This is a genomic window from Streptomyces sp. RerS4, from assembly GCF_023515955.1.
Taxonomy (GTDB): domain Bacteria; phylum Actinomycetota; class Actinomycetes; order Streptomycetales; family Streptomycetaceae; genus Streptomyces.
Window position 1 is genome coordinate 4,731,655 of the sequence record NZ_CP097322.1, and the last position, 15,648, is coordinate 4,747,302.

General features: G+C 72.7%; 16 protein-coding genes and 2 pseudogenes. 13 read left to right on the top strand and 5 right to left on the bottom strand.

Annotated features, from left to right (window positions below; translation table 11 throughout):
* Nucleotides 1-4 precede the first annotated feature (4 nt).
* From M4D82_RS22090 to M4D82_RS22105, 4 genes are all read left to right on the top strand, one after another.
* Entirely contained in the window at nt 5-322 is a 318-nt protein-coding gene (locus M4D82_RS22090) for a hypothetical protein (RefSeq protein WP_249772041.1), read from the top strand.
* Nucleotides 323-505: 183 nt separating this feature from the next.
* Nucleotides 506-877, top strand: a complete 372-nt coding sequence (locus M4D82_RS22095; protein ID WP_249767695.1) for a WhiB family transcriptional regulator — start codon at nt 506-508, stop codon at nt 875-877.
* Nucleotides 874-1,209, top strand: a complete 336-nt coding sequence (locus tag M4D82_RS22100) for a putative WhiB-interacting protein (RefSeq protein ID WP_249767696.1) — start codon at nt 874-876, stop codon at nt 1,207-1,209. The genes M4D82_RS22095 and M4D82_RS22100 overlap by 4 nt, the downstream gene beginning before the upstream one ends.
* A gap of 105 nt (nt 1,210-1,314) precedes the next feature.
* Nucleotides 1,315-1,521 carry a hypothetical protein gene (locus M4D82_RS22105; RefSeq protein WP_249767697.1) on the top strand — a complete coding sequence of 69 codons (207 nt, stop codon included), beginning with the start codon at nt 1,315-1,317 and terminating at the stop codon, nt 1,519-1,521.
* Nucleotides 1,522-1,548: 27 nt separating this feature from the next.
* Here M4D82_RS22105 and M4D82_RS22110 read toward each other — a convergent pair whose 3' ends face one another.
* Nucleotides 1,549-2,877, bottom strand: coding sequence for an ABC1 kinase family protein (locus tag M4D82_RS22110; RefSeq protein WP_249767698.1), 1,329 nt, complete (start codon nt 2,875-2,877; stop codon nt 1,549-1,551).
* A 142-nt stretch (nt 2,878-3,019) separates the two neighbouring features.
* Nucleotides 3,020-4,219 (bottom strand): ThiF family adenylyltransferase, encoded by a 1,200-nt coding sequence (locus M4D82_RS22115; protein WP_249767699.1) that lies wholly within the window; start codon nt 4,217-4,219, stop codon nt 3,020-3,022.
* Between the two features lie 239 nt (nt 4,220-4,458).
* Here M4D82_RS22115 and M4D82_RS22120 point away from each other — a divergent pair, with 239 nt between their 5' ends.
* The 4 genes and pseudogenes from M4D82_RS22120 (at nt 4,459) to M4D82_RS22135 (ending at nt 8,276) form a co-directional block, all read left to right on the top strand.
* Nucleotides 4,459-4,998: a M48 metallopeptidase family protein gene (locus M4D82_RS22120; protein ID WP_249767700.1), complete on the top strand. Its 540-nt coding sequence runs from the start codon at nt 4,459-4,461 to the stop codon at nt 4,996-4,998.
* A gap of 125 nt (nt 4,999-5,123) precedes the next feature.
* Nucleotides 5,124-6,793 (top strand): annotated as a pseudogene (locus M4D82_RS34645) (TerD family protein).
* A 29-nt stretch (nt 6,794-6,822) separates the two neighbouring features.
* A complete protein-coding gene (locus M4D82_RS22130) occupies nt 6,823-7,503 on the top strand; it encodes an AIM24 family protein (protein ID WP_249772043.1) in 681 nt (226 codons plus the stop codon).
* A 17-nt stretch (nt 7,504-7,520) separates the two neighbouring features.
* Nucleotides 7,521-8,276, top strand: coding sequence for an AIM24 family protein (locus M4D82_RS22135; RefSeq protein ID WP_249767701.1), 756 nt, complete (start codon nt 7,521-7,523; stop codon nt 8,274-8,276).
* Here the strand turns inward: M4D82_RS22135 and M4D82_RS22140 are convergent.
* Nucleotides 8,273-9,766, bottom strand: coding sequence for an alpha/beta hydrolase family protein (locus M4D82_RS22140; protein ID WP_249767702.1), 1,494 nt, complete (start codon nt 9,764-9,766; stop codon nt 8,273-8,275). The genes M4D82_RS22135 and M4D82_RS22140 overlap by 4 nt on opposite strands.
* Nucleotides 9,767-9,936: 170 nt before the next feature.
* On the opposite strand from M4D82_RS22140, the pseudogene M4D82_RS22145 reads away from it, so the two are divergent.
* Nucleotides 9,937-10,062 (top strand): annotated as a pseudogene (locus M4D82_RS22145) (DNA-binding response regulator); the annotation flags it as partial.
* A 101-nt stretch (nt 10,063-10,163) separates the two neighbouring features.
* Here the strand turns inward: M4D82_RS22145 and M4D82_RS22150 are convergent.
* Nucleotides 10,164-10,694, bottom strand: a complete 531-nt coding sequence (locus tag M4D82_RS22150) for an NUDIX hydrolase (RefSeq protein ID WP_249767703.1) — start codon at nt 10,692-10,694, stop codon at nt 10,164-10,166.
* Nucleotides 10,691-12,085 carry a zinc-dependent metalloprotease gene (locus tag M4D82_RS22155; protein WP_249767704.1) on the bottom strand — a complete coding sequence of 465 codons (1,395 nt, stop codon included), beginning with the start codon at nt 12,083-12,085 and terminating at the stop codon, nt 10,691-10,693. Before M4D82_RS22155 ends, M4D82_RS22150 begins: the two co-directional genes overlap by 4 nt.
* Before the next feature lie 191 nt (nt 12,086-12,276).
* Between M4D82_RS22155 and M4D82_RS22160 the strand changes: the two genes are divergently transcribed.
* From M4D82_RS22160 to M4D82_RS22175, 4 genes are all read left to right on the top strand, one after another.
* Nucleotides 12,277-13,443 carry an SDR family oxidoreductase gene (locus M4D82_RS22160; RefSeq protein ID WP_249767705.1) on the top strand — a complete coding sequence of 389 codons (1,167 nt, stop codon included), beginning with the start codon at nt 12,277-12,279 and terminating at the stop codon, nt 13,441-13,443.
* Nucleotides 13,444-13,570: 127 nt separating this feature from the next.
* Nucleotides 13,571-14,032 (top strand): molybdenum cofactor biosynthesis protein MoaE, encoded by a 462-nt coding sequence (locus M4D82_RS22165; protein WP_249767706.1) that lies wholly within the window; start codon nt 13,571-13,573, stop codon nt 14,030-14,032.
* A gap of 188 nt (nt 14,033-14,220) precedes the next feature.
* Complete coding sequence (locus M4D82_RS22170) at nt 14,221-14,418, top strand: hypothetical protein (protein ID WP_249767707.1); 198 nt, start codon at nt 14,221-14,223, stop codon at nt 14,416-14,418.
* Between the two features lie 87 nt (nt 14,419-14,505).
* On the top strand, nt 14,506-15,594 hold the full coding sequence (locus M4D82_RS22175) for a YlbL family protein (RefSeq protein WP_249767708.1): 1,089 nt from the start codon (nt 14,506-14,508) through the stop codon (nt 15,592-15,594).
* Nucleotides 15,595-15,648 lie beyond the last annotated feature (54 nt).

Sequence of the window (15,648 nt, forward strand, 5' to 3'; positions counted from 1 at the left end):
CTTCATGACCTTCACCAAAATGACCGATCGCTCGGTCGACGCTTCCTGCCTGCTCGGTTCCGTCTCCCTCCTGGGTACCGGTCTGTCCGCGATTTCCGCCGGCAGCCCCGCCCCCGCCCTCCTCGCGACCCTTCCGGTCCGCGAGCGGAATGAGCGACCGACCAAGGCACTGGTGGCAGTAGCGGAAGCCCAGGCGCATGGCGCCTATGGCTTCGCGGCCGCGGCCGGTGCCGGAGCTCAGACCGAGCAGACGACGAAGCAGCAGCACCACCACCTGATGTGGGCCTTCCGTGGGCTCGAACCCTGGAGTGATCCAGCCTGATCGCGAGATCTGGCCGGCGCCTTCAGGGCCGCGGAACCCCACCCGGGATCCGCGGCCCTTCTGTTTGTCCCCGACCGGGGGCGACGGAGCGAAGGGGCCTCGGGACTGGCAAGACCAGGTAACAGCCGCCCCCCGGCCGACCGGCCGGAACGACTAACCGAACAAGACGAGGAAGAAACCACCGTGCAACTCGAAGCGCACGCCCCGTCCGTACCGCAGAACCGAACGATCTCCCCGCCCGCTGTCCCGGAGGCCTCCACCTTGACCCCCCTCACCGCGCTCACCGCGCTCGACGACGCCATCGAGAACCTCGGCGTACCCGTCCCCTGCCGCACCTTCGACCCCGAGGTCTTCTTCGCCGAGTCCCCGGCCGACGTCGAGTACGCCAAGTCCCTGTGCGGCACCTGCCCGCTGATCGAGGCCTGCCTCGCCGGCGCCCAGGAGCGCCGCGAGCCCTGGGGCGTCTGGGGCGGCGAGCTGTTCGTCCAGGGCGTCGTCGTTGCCCGCAAGCGGCCCCGCGGCCGTCCGCGCAAGAACCCGGTTGCAGCGGCATGACCGCCATCGGAACCATCGACCGCCCTCTGACGCACGACCCCCTGAAGCAGGCCCTCATGTCCCCCCACGCCACCACCACGAGCGAGCAGCCGCACGGCTCCGCCACCGCAGACTTCATCACCGCCGGCGCGATCACCTCGCGTCAGAACAGGACCCGCGAAATGCAACTCATCCCAGAAGCCATGGCTCGTGCGCATATGGACGACCGCATGCGTGAGGTGGACGCCGAGCGTCTCGCCGTGCGCCTGGTCGCCGCCCGGCGCATGCAGCGCAGGGCCGAGCGCGTCTCCATGCGCGCCCGGCGCGCGCTGGCCATGGCCGTCATGCACTGACGACCACCGCACCACGGCACCACCAAAGGGGGACCGGTCCGAACGGACCGGTCCCCCCGGTGCGTTGCACGGCCCGCTCACCCTCCACGGGGATATCGTCTGGAGGTGGACCAGCCGACCCCCCACCCCGCCCCGCAGGGATCCGAGGCCCAGCCCGTGGTCTGCGCGCGCTGCGGCACCCGCGCCCCGGACGGCGCCCCGCCCACCTGGACCTGCTCCGTCGAGAACGGGACCAGACAGTACTTCTGCGTCGACTGCGCGCGCGCCAACCTCCGCGCCATCGAGGGCAGGCTCGACTCCTCCTGGTGGTGACCCCGACCGGCCCGGCCGGCCGGTCCGTCAGTCCTCGGCCCGGAACCCGGGCACCCAGGTGTCGAGTTCCTCGCGCAGCCGTACCGTCGCGCCCAGCTGGCACAGCACCCCGATGGTGCTCAGCGAAACCCGGTGGATCAGCAGGTACGACGGCGGCAGGTTGATCTGCCGCCCCAACTGGTGCGCGGGCGAACGGGGATCGGCGATCCGGGCCGCCTGACCGCGCAGCCACGGCCGGGTGAAGGTGAACTCCTCCGCCTCCACCGGCTCGATGATCGGCTTGAGGTAGGCGAGCACCGCGTCGGGGTCCAGGTCTATGGACTCCCTCACGAACCCCTCGGCACGCAGATGCCCGTACATCCCCTGGGCGTCCCCGTCCAGGGTCATCCGCAGCGACCGGCCGATGGGCTTGGGCCAGCCGCCCGGGAGCCGGTCGACCGTGCCGAAGTCCAGCACGCCCAACCGCATCCGCCCCTCCGGCCCCGCCATCAGCCGGAAGTTCCCCGGATGTGGATCGGCGTGCAGCAGGCCCGTGCGCGCCGGCCCCGAGAAGAGGAAGCGGGCCAGCAACTGCCCGGCGCGGTCGCGCTCCTCCTCGGTCCCGTCGGCTATCACCTCCGACAACGGGGTGCCCTCCAGCCACTCCGTCACCAGCACCTGGTCGCCCTGGAACACGACGTCCGGCACGACCACGTCCGGGTCGCCGTCGAAGGCGTCCGCGTGGGTGCGCTGCGCCTCGGCCTCCAACTCGTAGTCCAGTTCCTCCGCGACCCGATCGCGCAGTTCCTTGATCAGCGGCTTCACGTCCATGCCCGGTACCAGCGGCCCCAGCAGCCCGGCGAACCGGCTCAACTGCTTGAGGTCCGACAACAACGCCTCACCGGCCCCCGGGTACTGGACCTTGACCGCCACCGGCCGACCGTCGTGCCACACCGCCCGGTGCACCTGCCCGATCGAGGCGGCCGCGGCCGGCTTGTCCTCGAACTCCTCGAACCGATCACGCCAGTCCGCGCCGAGACGCTCGGCGAGCACCTCGTGCACCCGCGCCGCCGGCAGCGGCGGGGCCGCCTCCTGGAGCTTCGTGAGCGCCGCCCGGTACGGCCCGGCGACCTCCTCGGGCAGCGCCGACTCGAACACCGAAAGGGCCTGCCCGAGCTTCATGGCGCCCCCCTTCAGCTCCCCGAGCGTGCGGAACAACTGCTCGGCGGTGCGCTGCTGGAGCTCTCGGGCGACGATCTCGGCCGATTTGCCGCCGATCCGCTTGCCCAGCCCCCATGTGGCCCGGCCCGCGATGCCGAGTGGTAGCGCGGCCAGCTTGACGGTGCGGGTGACCGCCTTCCGGGGAAGATCAGACATAAGCCCCTCCAGTTCCCAGACTGCTGAGCCGCGAACGGCGTTTCGGGACGACCCTCGACCCGAACGCATCCTGTCATGACCTCCCCCGCGCCCGGACCCGGGCACCGGCCCCCGATTCGACGGGCCTCGGACCCCCACCCCTTCATGACGCCACCACCGCACCGTCGGCCTCGGCGCCGACGTCCGCGCCCGCTTCGGTGGGCGCCGCCGCGCAGGGGCACCGCGGATGCGGACGCACCGCGGAACGCTCCCAGTGCAGAGCGGGCAGGGCCGCCTCCCAGCGGGTGGCCGTGGAGGCGGGGAAGCCGCCGTCCAGGAAGGCCAGGGCGTGCGCCGCGGCCAGCCCCGCCACCGCCGTGGACAACCCCAGGTCACACGCGGCCGTCCCGCGCCGGCGATGCGCCGAGCGCCACTGGACGAGCATCCTCGGCCAGGCCGGATCACGGTCGACGCGCTCGCGCTCCATGCACCCCGCGCAGGCCGTCACCCCCGGCAGCACCAGCGGCCCCACCAAACCCGTCCCCTCCAGCACCCCGGCGTACAGGTGCGGGATCCCGGTGGCCACCCAACCGGCCGCCGTCTCCGGGTCCGGCGCCCACGCCTGGAGCCCGTCCCGAGGCGCGACCACCACCAGCGCCAACGCCGGCTCCGCCCCGGGCCGCGCGCCGGCCCCCGGCCCGCATCCGGAACCCGGCCCCGACCCGGGCCCCGAACCCGGCTCCGAGCGCTCACCGACCCGCGGCGCCCGCCCCGGCGCCGACTCCCGTACGAGCGCCCCCGCCGCCTCGGCCCGCAGTCGGCCCACACCCGCCGCGCCCATCCCGCCCGGGGCCACATCGGCCGCCTCCACCCGACCGCCGTCGAGCACCTCGACCCGGCCCACCCCGGCCCCCGCCAGGACGGCGGCGATCAACGCCCCGACCCGGCCGCTCCCGCGCACCCGGACCCGTAGCTCCCGGCGGGCCGCGAGCCCCCGTAAGTCCCCACCGGGTTCCGGGCACACCAGGGACAGCGACGCCAGGTCGGGGCCGAGCCTCCCCGGCGTCTCCGGCCGGCGCCGCACCGCCTGCGCCCGCGGCCCGCCCGCCGTGGCGTCGTCGAGCAGCCCGGCCCGCGCCAGCCTTCTGACCAGCTCGTCCGCCTGCCCGGCCGGCAACCCCATCGCGAGGGCCTCCGTCCGCAACAGCTCCATGCTCCGCGTCCCGTCGATCCGGTCGAGGAACGAACCTGTCGCCGTGTCCACCGGACCGAGCACCACCGCGTGCGCGGGAGTGACCCCGAACTGGACCGTCTGCCGATCCCGCCAGGCCCGTGCCAGCGCGGGCTTCACCTTCGGATACATGGCCGTCTCCTTCTCCGTGGCTTTGTCGTGGCTTCGTCGTGGCTTCTCCGCGATCGGATCCGCTCTCCCGTCACGATGCCCGCCCCGGCCGGCGCGTGCGGAAAGTTGTCCACAGGCAAAGGGTGTTAGGCATATGAAATGGAAAGGACGGGGATGTCCGCGTCACCGACGGTGAATCGATCACGTTCGAACGGTGGACGCGCGGGACTTCCGCCACGGCCGGCGGGTACCGTCGAGGCGTGTCCGCCGACCCACCGCAGCGCGCCGTCGAAGTCCGCCGCAGCGCGCGCCGCCGCAGGACCGTATCCGCGTACCGCGAGGGCGAGCGGACGGTCGTCCTGATCCCTGCCCGGATGTCCGAGGCGGAAGAGCGGCGCTGGGTGGGCGTCATGCTCGACAAACTCGCCGCCCAGGAGGGCAAACGTGTCCTCGGGGACACGGAACTCACCGAGCGCGCCGAGCGTTTGTCCGAGCAGTACTTCGGCGGCCGCGCCCGCCCCCGTTCGGTGCGCTGGGTCACCAACCAGAACACGCGCTGGGGCTCCTGCACCCCGGCCGAAGGCAGCATCCGGCTGTCCCACCGCCTCCAGGGCATGCCGGAGTACGTCGTCGACTACGTGCTGCTGCACGAGCTGGCCCACCTCCTGGTCCCCGGGCACGGCCCCCGGTTCTGGGAACTGCTGGAGGCCTATCCGAGGACCGAGCGCGCCCGCGGCTACCTTGAGGGAGTGGTCGCGGCGGAGCGCCTGCCGAAGGTTCCCGCCGCCCGCGAGGAATGACCTCCCGTCACGGAGAGTAATCTGTACCGGCTTCGTACCAGCTTGGCCGGATGTCGGCGTGAGCCGCTAGCCTGGCGCCACACAGCGGCATCCATTCACAGTCGGGACGGGGGACGGTCGGACGTATGGCCAGGGAATTCCAACGCGGCCACAAGGCCAGGGTCAGTGATCTGACGGCGGGTACCGATCTGTACGTGGGCGTCCAGATCGCCGGCCCCGGACTCACCTTCGACATCAGCTGCTTCGGCCTCGACGCCAACGAGCAGCTGTCGGACGATCGCTACTTCGTCTTCTACAACCAGCCGAAGTCACCCGAGGAGTCCATCCAGCAGCTCGGCGCGCAGGCCGGTGACACGGAATCCTTCCGGGTGACCCTGGACCGCGTCCCGGCGACCATCCACAAGCTGTCCTTCACCGCCACCCTCGACGGCGCCGGACAGATGTCCCAGATCGGCCCCGGCTACATCCGGATCGTCGCCGGTGGCGAGGAAGTCGTCCGCTACTCCTTCACGGGCTCCGAGTTCAGCACCGAGCGCGCCCTGATGATCGGCGACTTCTACCTCAAGGACGTGTGGCGCTTCGCCGCCGTCGGCCAGGGCTTCGACGGCGGCCTCGCCGCGCTCCTGAAGCACTTCGGCGGCGAGGTCGCGGAGGAGGAGGCCCAGCCCGAACCGCAGGTCCCGGCCCAGGCCCAGCCCCCGGCCGCCGTCCCGGGCTTCGCGCCGCCGGCAGCCCCGGCCCCGGCCGCTGCCCCGCCCCGGCCTTCGGCGCCCCGCCGCGCAGCAGGCCCCGCAGCAGCAGCCCCGGCCCCCGCGCCCTACGCCCCGCCGCCGCAGCACCACCAACCGCAGCCCCACCAGCCGCAGGCGCCTCAGCCGCAGGCCCCGGCCCCCGTGCACTCGGCCCCGACCATGGTCGGCCCGATGGCCCGCCCGCCCCGGCGGCGCCCTACGGTCAGCCCCCGCACGCCCCGCAGCCCCCGCACCAGCAGCCCTCGTACGGCGGCCAGGCCCTGGGCCAGCAGCCGCCCTACGGCGGGCAGCCGTCCTACGGCGGGCAGGCGCCCTACGGTCAGCAGCCCCCGGCCCCCTACGGCCAGGCACCGCAGCCCCCACAGGCCGCCCACGCCACCGGACCCGGCCTCGCCGCCGCGCTCCAGCCGTACAAGGAAGCCCCCACGGGCGCCCGTTGGACCGCGCAGAACCAGCAGCTCATGCGCGTCGACCTGGCCATGGGCGGCCAGGCCGTCCTCGCCCGCCAGGGCAGCATGGTCCTCTACCAGGGCAAGGTCGACTTCGGCTACAAGGGCGCGGGCTTCGCCGGCCGCATCGTCGGCAACGCCACCGGCCAGGAGATGCAGCTCATGCGCTGCACCGGCCGCGGCCAGGTCTTCCTCGCCGAGAACGGCGCGCACCTGCACGCCATCGAGCTCCAGGGCGACGGCATCTGCGTCTCCGCCGAGAGCGTCCTCGCCTTCGACGAGTCCCTCCAGCACGAGGTCCGCCGCATCGAGGGCCACGGCATCCCCGGCGGGGCCCTGTTCACCATGCTCTTCCAGGGCACCGGCACGGTCGTCGTCAAGACGCACGGCGTCCCCGTCGTCCTGCCCGTCACCCCGACCACGTTCGCCGACAGCAACGCCATCGTCGCCTGGTCCGCCGCCTCCCAGGTGATCATTTCCAGCCAGGTCCGGCTGCGTCGCAACGCCTACCCGGGGCACAGCGGGGAGACCGTGAACCTCCAGTTCCGCGGCGCCCCCGGCAACTTCATCGTCGTCCAGCCGTACGAGGTCTGAGGGAGCCCCACATGAACGCCATGAACGCCATGAACCACCAGCTCGCGGGCTACGCCCCCACCCCCGTCACGGCCCGCATGGAGAACCACGGCCGCGCCATGCTCAAGGTCGCCATGCAGACCGGCCAGGACCTCTTCGCCCGCACCGGCTCGATGGTCGCCTACGAGGGCTTCATCCAGTACGAGCCCAACCCGCCCGCCGTCCGGCAGATGGCCTCCCAGTGGCTGACCGGCGAGGGCGCCCCGCTGATGAAGTGCACCGGCGACGGCCTGCTCTACCTCGCCGACTACGGCGCGGACGTCGTCGTCATCAACCTCGCCAACGACTCCCTGTCCGTCAACGGCACCAATCTGCTCGCCTTCGACGCGAGCCTCCAGTGGGGCGTCGAGCGCGTCAAGGGCATGGCGAAGTTCGCGGGCCAGGGCCTGTTCAACGTCCAGATCGCCGGCACCGGCTGGGTCGCCATCACCTCCCGCGGCACCCCCATCGTCGTCGACTGCGGGCGCGGCGAGGACGAGACGTACGTCGACCCGGACGCGCTCGTCGCCTGGTCCCCGAACCTCAAGGTGAAGGGCAAGCGCAGCTTCAAGGCCTCGTCGATGATCGGCCGAGGCAGCGGGGAGGCCTACCAGATGGCCTTCTCCGGCCAGGGCATCGTCGTCGTACAGCCCAGCGAGGACAGCACCGACCGGCTCCGGGCACGGGGCTGAGGGGGAGCGGACACATCATGCAGAGCTCACTTTTCGCGCACGCGGAACAGCAGTCCCAGGACCGCTACGCCGTCCAGAACCCGCAACTGCTGCGGGTCACCCTGACCGGCTCCGACGACGTCCTCGCCCGCAAGGGCTCGATGGTCGCCTACCAGGGCATCGTCGACTTCGACGGCGAGTACCAGAGCACCAACCAGCGCGGCGCCCGCCGGAACACCGGTGAGGGTCTGGACCTCATGCGCTGCTCCGGGCAGGGCACGGTCTACCTGGCGAACCTCGCCCAGTACGTGCACGTAGTGGACGTCGACCACGACGGCCTCACCGTGGACAGCGGCTACGTCCTCGCCCTGGACTCCACGCTGCACACCGAGGTCATCGCGGTCGACAGCCAGTACGGGATCTCCGGATCCGGCAAGTACCAGCTCAACATCAGCGGACGCGGCAAGGTCGCCCTCATGACCTCCGGACAGCCGCTGATGATGCAGGTCACCCCGGACAAGTACGTCAACGCCGACGCCGACGCGATCGTCGCCTGGTCGACCTCCCTGCGCGTGCAGATGCAGGCCCAGACCCACTCCACCGGCGTCTGGCGCCGCCGCGGCAACACCGGCGAGGGCTGGGAGCTGAGCTTCCTCGGCACCGGCTACGCGCTGGTGCAGCCCAGCGAGGTGCTGCCCCCGCAGAACGCCCAGCTCGGCCAGGGCGTGGCCGCCCAGTACGGCATGGGCCAGCACGGCGCCCACGCCCAGAACCAGAACAACGCCTGGAACTAGGGTCTGCCGGCCGGGTGGTGGACAGTGAGGTTGCCGTAGGTCGACAGTGGGCCGGTCGGGTCGCCGGGGGCCTCGCGCAGAACGGCGTCCAGGAAGGCGAGGGTCGCCCCGGCGATTGCGCGCGGGCTCCCGGTGCGGCCCAGCGTGCCGACGATCGACGGCACGGGCGGCAGGTACAGCGGCCCGTCCATGAACGTGAGGTGCGCGGCTCCGGGGACGGTGAGTCGGTAGCTCGTCGCGGTGGCGGAGCCGAGCGCCTCGGTGAGACGGGGCAGGTAGCCCGGGTCGGTCGCCGGGGTGACGGCCTGGGTGAGCGCGAGGGCCGGCTGGTCGAGGGCGGGCGAGGTGGGGCCGTGGGGGTAGCCGTCCAGGTCCACGACGGCGCGGAACCGGTGATCCTGCCGGGCCGCCTGCAGGGCGGCGGCACCGCCCATGGAGTGACCGGTCACCGCCGCCCGGCCGGTGTCGAGGCGTCCGGTCAGCGGGTCGGCGGTCTCGCCGCGGTCCAGGGCGTCGAGCCGGGTGAGGACGAAGCCGAGGTCGGCGGCCCGGATCGCGGTCCAGCCGGCCGCCAGTTCCCGGTCCTCGTCCGGGTCACCGCTGGAGGCGGTCTCGGTGGTGACCGTCCGGCCGTCGGAGAGGACGACGGCGGCGGAGTCGTACGGGTGGTCGAGGGCGGCCACCACGTAGCCGTGGCCGGCGAGTTCCTCGGCCCAGGCGGTGTTCTGGGTGCGTACGCCGCCCGACCCCGGGGAGAACAGGACGACGGGGAACCGTCCGCCCCCGCTCTCCACCGGGGCGTCGAACACCGCACGGGAGCGGGCCCGCGGCACACCGTCGATCAGGAAGCCCGGCAGGCCGACCCCGTGGGCGAGCGCGGCGGAGACGGTGCGGGCCTCCTGCTCGGTGCGTCCGAGGTACTGCGCCCGCTCAACGCCTGCGGGGCTCGGCCGCGCGGGATACCAGAGCTGGACCACGACGGTGCGCCGGTCGTCCGGATCGGCGGTGAAGGTCTCGGGGCGGTCGGGGTCGGTCCACTGCACCACGCGGGTGCCGACCGCGAACTCCCCCGTCGGTTCGGGGAACACCGGTAGCGGAAACGCCCAGGCGGCCACCGGGCCGGTGGCGATCAGGCCGACGCAGGCCAGCGACCCGGGGAGTGCCAACCACCAGCGGGCCCGCCACGGCGCCCGGCCGGTACGCCGCCGCAGCAGCGAGGCGAGCGCGAACGGCAACGCGAGGGCGGCGCCCGCCAGCACGGGCAACAGTTGCCAGCGGAACCCGGCCGTCAGGCCCAGTACGAGCACGGACAGCACGAGCACCGCTCCCGCCGCGAGCGCGGCGTGCGGGCGGGCGGAGGGGGGAAGCCAGCGCGCCACCACCAGGGAGACGGCAGCCGACAAGGCGAGGATTTCCAGGAGGGACATCGACAGTCCCCTGTGTATCTCGGTCACCCGGCCATCGTCGGCGCCGGGGACGCGCCGCCACATCACTCCCAGGTCGCCGTCGGGTGCACCCAGGGTCGCAACACGCGGAAGGCACCCGTGCCACCGGAGCAGCAATCGCCCACCGACACCGACCCCCGCCCGCCGCGGACCGCCGCCGGCCATCCGTCCGGGCACGGCGTCACCGACATGCGCGAGCGAGCCACCGCCTACGGCTCGGCGCCGGAGCCTCCGGCTTCCTGCTGAAGAACACCAGGCCGGACGAGTTGCTCGGCGCGATTCGCAGTGTCGCCGCGGGCGACGCGGTGGTCTCGCCACGGACCACCCGACTCCTGCCGGAGCCAGGTCGGACGGCAATCACCGTCGCCCGGTCCTCCCCGGCAGCACCGAACCCGGCGCACGCCTGAGGGGCGGGCCCCGACGGGCCCGCCCCTCAGGTACGTCACAGGCCGAGCCGCGTCCGGGTCGCCTCCAGCAGCCGCACGACCGACGTGTCGGCCACCGCCGCCACCTCCTCGTACGGGAACCAGCGCAGGTCCAGCGACTCCTCGCTGATCTCCGCCATCGCCCCGGCCGGCGCCAGCGCCGCGTACTGCACGTCCAGGTGCCAGTTGCACGGCGCCGGGATCGGATGCCGGTCCAGCCGCACCGGCCCGCCGGGCAGCAGGGTCAGCCCGGAGGCGATCCCCGACTCCTCGCGGGCCTCGCGCAGCGCGACCCCGGCGAGCGTCTCGTCACCGGGCTCGCAGTGCCCGCCCATCTGCAACCACATGCCGAGCTTCTTGTGCAGGGTCAGCAGGACCCGGCCCCGCTCGGGGTCGATCACCAGCGCGCTGCCCGTGATGTGCCCCGCCCGGCAGGGCTTGTAGACCCCGTCCGGATGGGCGGCCAGGTGTTCCAGGTAGACATCCCGCAGCTCGGGCTGCCCCTCGTAGTCCTTCAGTACGAGGACCGCGTCGTCGTACAGGGTCACTTCTTCTCGTCGCCGTTCTCGTCGCCGTTCTCGTCGCGCTTCCGGGCGGCCTCGCCGAGCATCTTGTCGATCTCGGAGAAGTCCAGCTGCTCGCGGTGCACGAAGCCGTCCGGGTCGTCCAGGTCGGAGGCCGTCGGCAGCATGTCCGGGTGCTCCCACAGGGCGTCGCGGCCGTCCACGCCGCGCGCGTCCGTGAGCGAGGCCCACAGCCGCGAGGCGTCGCGCAGCCGCCGGGGACGCAGCTCCAGACCGATCAGCGTCGCGAAGGTCTGCTCCGCCGGGCCACCCGAGGCACGCCGCCGGCGCATCGTCTCGCGCATGGCGTCGGCCGAGGTCAGACGCGGCTTCGCCGCCTCGTGGACCACCGCGTCCACCCAGCCCTCGACCAGCGCGAGCGCCGTCTCCAGGCGGGCCAGCGCGGCCTTCTGCTCGGGGGTGTCCTGCGGCTGGAACATGCCGCCCTGGAGCGCCTCCTGGAGCTGCTCCGGGTTCGACGGGTCGAGCTGCCCGACCACGTCCTCCAGCTTCGAGGTGTCGACCTTGATGCCCCGCGCGTAGCCCTCGACCGTGCCGAACAGGTGCGAGCGCAGCCACGGGACGTGCGCGAACAGCCGGGCGTGGGCCGCCTCGCGCAGCGCCAGGTACAGGCGCACCTCGTCGGAGGGGACGCCCAGGTCCTTGCCGAAGCTCTCGATGTTCAGCGGCAGCAGCGCCGCCCGCCCGGCCGGGCCCAGCGGCAGACCGATGTCCGTCGAGCCGACGACCTCGCCCGCGAGCGTGCCCACGGCCTGCCCGATCTGCTGGCCGAACATGGCGCCGCCCATCGAGCGCATCATGCCGAGCAGCGGGCCCGCCATGGCCTGCATCTCCTCGGGCAGCACGCTGCCCATGGCCGCGCCGACGCGCTCGGCCACCGGGTCGACGAGCTCCTTCCACACCGGCAGGGTCGCCTCGACCCACTCGGCGCGGCTCCACGCCACCGCCGCGTTCGCCCCGGACGGCAGGGAGGTCGCCCCGTCCAGCCACAGGTCGGCGAGGCGCACGGCCTCCTCGACCGCCGACTTCTCCGCGACGCCGACGCTCGCGTCCTTCACGCCGTCCGCCGTGCCCTGGGCGACGGTCTGACGGGCGATGTCCTTGGCCATGTCCCAGTTCACGGGACCGCCCTCGTAGCTCAGCATCTGGCCGAGCTGCTGGAACGCGGCGCCGAGATCATTCGGGTTCATCGAGCCGAACATGGCGGCGAACGGATTGTCCGCACCGCCCGGCAGGCCACCGGGGCCGAACCCGAACGGATTCGCGGGACCGCCCTGGCCGCCCTTCTTCTTGCCCTCGTCGCCGTCTTCCGGCTCCTCCGGCGGAAGGCCGAATCCGAATGGGGTGTCGCTCACGGGTTTCCTCGGCTCGTAGGGCCGCCGGCGGGTGCCGACGGGCAATGGTCCGACAACACCACCAGCGTAGACACCGGTCCCGCTTCCGGGCTCGGTGCTCCGCCGACTGCTGGGCTGCGGCAGGATGGACATCACCTGGTGGGTACGCGTCACGACGCGCCCTCACTGAAGACAACCGCTGGAGACGCCCGGTGAGTTCCCCAGATCCGCAGGCTCGCGCGCCGCACGACGCCGAAAACCGCCCCGACCACGGCGAGAGCGCCCCCGGCGTTCGCCCGCCGCGAAACGGGGCCGGTCCCCGACGACGCAGCCCCGTGATCGCGGTGACCGGCGCCGCGTCCGGGGTCGGCGCGGCCCTGGTGACCCGCCTCGCCGCGTCCGACGAGGTCAAGCAGGTCGTCGCCATCGACGAACGGCGCGGGGACTGCGCCGCCGCCCAGTGGCACGTCCTGGACGTACGCGACCCCGCCATCGCCGAGAAGCTGCGCGGCGCCGACGTCGTCGTCCACCTCGCGCTCGACCTCGACCTGGAGACGGACCCGGCCGCCCGTACGGCGTACAACGTACGCGGCACCCAGACCGTCCTGACCGCCGCCGCCGCGGCCGGCGTGCACCGCGTCGTCCTGTGCACCTCCGCGATGGTCTACGGCGCCCTGCCCGACAACGACATCCCGCTCTCGGAGGACTCCGAGCTGCGCGCCACCGCCGAGGCCACCGGCGTCGGCGACCTGCTGGAGATCGAACGACTCGGCCGCCGCGCCCCCCGTGCTCACCCCGGCCTGAACGTGACGGTAGTCCGGCCGGCCATCCTGGTCGGCGGCACGGACACCGCCCTGACCCGCTACTTCGAGTCCCCGCGCCTGCTCGTCGTCGCCGGCTCCCGCCCCACCTGGCAGTTCTGCCACGTGGAGGACCTGGTCAGCGCCCTGGAGTACGCCGCCCTGGAGAAGGCCGAGGGCGAGCTCGCAGTCGGCTGCGAGGGCTGGCTGGAGCAGGAGGAGGTCGAGGAGCTGAGCGGCATCCGCCGCATGGAGCTGCCCTCGGCGGTCGCCCTCGGCGCGGCGGCCCGGCTGCACCGGATCGGCCTGACGCCCTCTCCCGCCGGGGACCTCGCGTACACGATGCACCCGTGGGTCGTCAGCGTCAGCGGGCTCCACGCGGCCGGCTGGCGGCCCCGTTGGACCAACGAGGAGGTGCTCGCCGAGCTGCTCCAGGAGGTCGCGGGCCGGCACACCGTCGCGGGCCGACGCCTGGGCCGCAAGGACGCCGCCACGGCGGCCGGCGCCGCCGGCGCGACCGTGGCCCTGCTGGGCGCCGCAGCGGCCGTACGCCGTGCCCGCCGCCGCCGGGGGCTGTGACCCCCGGCCCCGGCCCCCGGGGGCACCTATCCGGCCCCCCTCTCCTGTAGGAGGCTCCCAACGACACGGGCCCGCCCAGGGCGAAAGAGCTATTCCGCCACGTCAGCCCCTGGGGCACGATGGGACCATGGCACCGCACTTCGACCACCCCGGCGAGCAGGCCGCCCCGGACCCGATCCGGCTGCTCGAAATCCGTGAGACCCCGCTCTCCCTCGACGAGGTCTTCCAGGCCGTAGGCGACGACTCGACGGGGGGCACCACCCTGTTCGTGGGGACGGTGCGCGACCACGACGGCGGCGCCGACGTCGACTCCCTCGGCTACTCCTGCCACCCGACGGCCGAGGCCGAGATGCGCCGCATCGCCGAGCGCGTCGTGGCCAAGTACCCGGTGCGCGCCCTGGCCGCCGTCCACCGTGTCGGGGACCTCTCCGTCGGGGACCTCGCCGTCGTCGTGGCCGTCTCCTGCCCGCACCGCGGGGAGGCCTTCGAGGCCTGCCGGATGCTGATCGACGACCTCAAGCACGAGGTGCCGATCTGGAAGCACCAGACCTTCTCGGACGGCACGGAGGAGTGGGTCGGCGCCTGCTGACGGCTCGGCGCCTGCCGACAGGCAGGCCGTGCGCCCGCTGACGCCCCCCGCGTGAGGGTTCCCCCCGGACGGCGGTACCCTCACATCCGTTCGGCCGCGCAACACGCCCTCGATTTGCGTAACCCCTTCCCGGGCATGAGCGTTGAAGCCACCGACGACACGTACTTTCGGGGCAGGGAGGCACGTCCATGGCGTCACTGGCGTGGTTGCTGATTCCGCTGTTCGCCGCCATCGGAGCGGCGATATGGGGGAGCTGGGCGGCGCGAGACCGCACTCAAGGTGACATATCCGAACTCTCCGGTTACGCGAGGTTCCGCGAGGTCATGGAGAAGGCCGACCGGGCCAGGACGCAGGAGAAGGCACACTCCGGTTCCGACGCCGTCTGACGCGTCCCGTGAGCGCCCTCCCGCGGCTCCCGCGCCCCGCAGAGGCCCCGGCGGCCGTCCGTCGAGCCCGTCCCGTACTGTCGATCCATGCCACGCCGCACTGCGACGATGCTCGCTTCCACCCTGATGTTGTTCGCCCTGCTCTGCGCGGGAGTGTTCATCAGGGTCCCGTACTCGGAGATGAGCCCGGGGCCGACCGTCAACACGCTCGGTGACTCGCGGGGCGAGCCGGTCCTCAACATCTCGGGGCACAAGACGTACCCGACCAGCGGCCACCTGAACATGACCACGGTCCGCGTGACCGGCGCCGACTATGACATGAACCTGGTGGAGGCCGTCTACGGCTGGCTCGCGGGCGACAACATCGTCGTACCGCACGAGAACCTCTACCCGAACGGCAAGACCGACAAGGAGTCGACGCAGGAGAACGCCGAGGAGTTCAGCCAGTCGCAGGAGAGCGCCAAGGTGGCGGCCCTCAAGCAGCTCGGCATCCCGGTCACCGCGCGCGTCGTCGTCTCCACCGTCGTCAAGGGCAGCCCCTCCGAGGGCAGGCTGCACGCCGGGGACGTGATCAAGGAGGTCGACGGGACCACGGTCACCGACCCCTCCGACGTGGCGAAGCTCGTGACGAAGCACAAGCCGGGCGAGCCCGTCGAGTTCACCGTCGTGCCCGCGGCGGAGGCCGCCGAGGCCGAGAAGGCCAATCGCGAGCCCACCGCCACGAGCAAGGTCACCATCACGGCGGGCAAGGCACCCGACGACGGTCACGCCATCGTCGGCATCCGGGCCGGCACCGACCACACCTTCCCGTTCTCGATCGACATCAAGCTCGCCGACGTCGGCGGTCCGAGCGCGGGACTCATGTTCGCCCTCGGCATCATGGACAAGCTCACCCCGGAGAACCTCACGGGCGGGAAGTTCATCGCGGGCACCGGCACCATCGACGACGCGGGCAAGGTCGGCCCGATCGGCGGGATCCAGATGAAGACCATCGGCGCCCGCCAGGCCGGCGCCGAGTACTTCCTCACCCCGGCCGAGAACTGCGCCTCCGCCGCCTCCCACGTGCCGGACGGCCTGACCCTGGTGAAGGTCTCCACCATCGACGACGCCCACAAGGCGCTCCAGAAGATCGGCAAGGGCGACACGTCCGGCCTGCCCCAGTGCACGATGAAGTGACGGCGCACGACGCAGTGACCGGCGGCCCGGGGTCCCCCGCCCCGGGCCCACCGC